Origin of the sequence: Aeromonas sp. s10, from assembly GCF_040907975.1 — a bacterium.
GTDB lineage: Bacteria > Pseudomonadota > Gammaproteobacteria > Enterobacterales > Aeromonadaceae > Aeromonas > Aeromonas caviae.
In genome coordinates, this window is sequence record NZ_JBFOCV010000039.1 from 1 (window position 1) to 2,707 (window position 2,707).

Annotated in this window: 2 protein-coding genes; both read right to left on the reverse strand. The window is 58.8% G+C overall.

From position 1 onward, the window contains the following. Nucleotides 1-591: Ig-like domain-containing protein (locus AB5Y59_RS13810; RefSeq protein WP_368212162.1), on the reverse strand; the 591-nt coding region annotated here is incomplete at its 3' end. A 298-nt stretch (nucleotides 592-889) separates the two neighbouring features. Beyond that, the coding region (locus AB5Y59_RS13815; RefSeq protein WP_368212164.1) for an Ig-like domain-containing protein at nucleotides 890-2,707 on the reverse strand (1,818 nt) is incomplete at its 5' end.

Sequence of the window (2,707 nt, forward strand, 5' to 3'; positions counted from 1 at the left end):
AGTCACTTCCGTGGTGCCCGCTACCCTGCCGGTCAGGAGGCCGGTGGTGGAGACGGTGGCCGTGGTGATGTCGGCTGGCAGCCAGGCGACGCTGCTGCTGATATCCACCGTGGTGTTGTCGCTGTAGGTGGCGGTGGCGGTCAGTTGCCGGGTCTGGCCCTTGGCCAGCGAGACGCTTGGCGGCGTGACCTGGATGGCGGTGAGGACGGCGTCGGTGACGGTGATCTGGATTGTGTTGCTGATAATGCCATCGTGGCTGGCCGTGACGGTGGTCGTCCCCGCGTCTCTCGCGGTGAGCGCACCGGGTGAGGACATGGTGGCGATCCGGTCGTCACTGGAATGCCAGCTTGTCTCACTCGTCAGATCCTTGACCGAACCATCGCCGTAATGACCCGTTGCCATAAAGGGCTGGGTATTACCTTTTGCCAGGATGAGTGAACTGCTTCCTCGAGTGCTGACCGGGCTGGCAACAATATGGATCCGTTCTAACGATGGCGAGGTCTCGGGGGTGGTGTCCTCTGAGCCACCACTACAACCCAATAATAAAAATGAAAAAAGCAGGGCGACATATGACCGTAATATCTTTGTCATAGGTAAAGTCCTCTAGGTTTATATTTCTGGCGCAAGCCTTGAAGGGCTCGCATGAATGTATGGACGTCGTGACAGTCAGGCTGGAAATCATGTTTTTGATGGGGGGGCTTATAAGCCCAGTCAAAACATCTGATTTCAATCAGAGCGGCGTTAATAGCCAGGTGTTGGTTGGCGGATGGTGGCCGCCAGTAATCTATTCACTGTCGAGACGTTTATTTACTGGGGGCGCAGGACGTTGCTGTATTGCAGATGTCCTGGCGCACGGATATAGCTGGCGCTTGCGCGCCAGCAACAAAAGCTAAATATCCTCACGAACACAGGCCACGTGGTTGCTTTCGGTATCGTCGGCTTGGCTGAAGGAAGAACCATTGTTCATGTTGGTGCGCCAGGGGCCTATCCAGCCCTTATCGTTGGCCCAGTAGAGGTTCGTACTACCGCCACATCGGCCTCGCAGGGGCCACCCGTGAACATCACACATGTCATCACTGGGCTGACCGAGTTCCGTTACAGATGAGCTCTGAATAAACAGGTTTTCGAGTTCGAGTTTGGTTGGCAGGCGAGCCGCTGGGTTCAGCCCTTTGCAATAGGCATCGGCATCGTTCCAGTTACGTCCAATCGTGTCAGGAGTAGTGAAAAACGCCAGGGGGGGCTTAACCTCCACCTCGGCAGTCGCACTGAAGGATTGGCCATTGGCTTCACCGGAGGCAGTGATGGTGACGGTTCCTGCGGAGACGCCGGTCACCTTGCCTTTGTCGGTGCCACTGCTACTGACGGTGGCAACGGTTGGGTCGCTGGAACTCCAGCTCACGGCGTTATCCGCAGTCACATCGAGTTCCTTGCCATTGGAGAGCATGACTTCCCCTTTGAGCTGTTCACTCAAGCCGACCGGCAGAGAGGAAAACGCGGGGGTGATTTGTACCTGGGTCACGTCGAGGTTGGTGATGGTCACCTCGGCGGTGGCGCTAAAGTGCTGACCATTGGCCTCACCGGAGGCGGTGATGGTCACAGTCCCTGCTGACATGCCGACCACCAGGCCTTTGTTGGGACCACTGTTGTAGATGATGGCAACGAACGGGTTGCTGGAGCTCCAGCTCACGGCATCGTCAGCAGTGACATCCAGCAGCAGCATCGACTGATGACCATCGTACAGCAGGGCTTCCCCTTTGAGCTGTTTACTCAAGCCAACCTGCAAGGAGGAAACGGCGGGGGTGATCTGTACCTGGGTCACGACGAGATTGGTAATGGTCACCTCGGCCGTCGCGCTAAAGGGCTGGCCATTGGCCTCACCGGAGGCGGTAATGGTGACAGTCCCTGGGGACACGCCGGTCACCATGCCTTTGTCGGGACCACTGCTGCGGATAGTGGCGATGGCAGGATCGCTGGAGTGCCAGCTCACGGCGTCGTCAGCGGTGACATCCAGCACCTGACCATTGGACAGAGTGACTTTCCCTGTGAGCCGTTCACTCCAGCCTGTCGGCAGGGTGGAGACGGTGGGGGTGATTTGAACTTCCGCCACAACCGCCTTGGTAATGGTCACTTTTGCAGTCGCGTTGAAGGACTGGCCATTGGCCTTACCGGCGGCGGTAATGGTGACAGTCCCAGCGGACACGCCGGTCACCCTGCCTTTGTCGGCACCACTGCTGCTGATGGTGGCGACGGCCGGGTCGCTGGAGCGCCAGCTCACGGCGTCGTCAGCGGTGACATCCAGCACTTGGCCATCGGACAGAAGGGCTTCCCCTGTGAGCTGTTCACTCAAGCCTACGGGCAGAGAAGAAACGGCGGGGGTGATCTGTAGCTGGGTCACGACGGCATGGGTAATGGTCACCTCGGCAGTCGCGCTGAAGGATTGGCCATTGGCCTCACCGGAGGCGGTAATGGTGACAGTCCCTGCGGAGACGCCGGTTATCCTGCCTTTGTCGGCGCCACTGCTGCTGACGGTGGCAACGGCCGGGTCGCTGGAGCGCCAGCTCACGGCGTCGTCAGTGGTGACATCCAGCACCTGACCATCGGACAGAATGGCCTCCCCTGTGAGCTGTTCACTCAAGCCTACGGGCAGAGAAGAAACGGCGGGGGTGATCTGTAGCTGGGTCACGACGGCATGGGTAATGGTCACCTC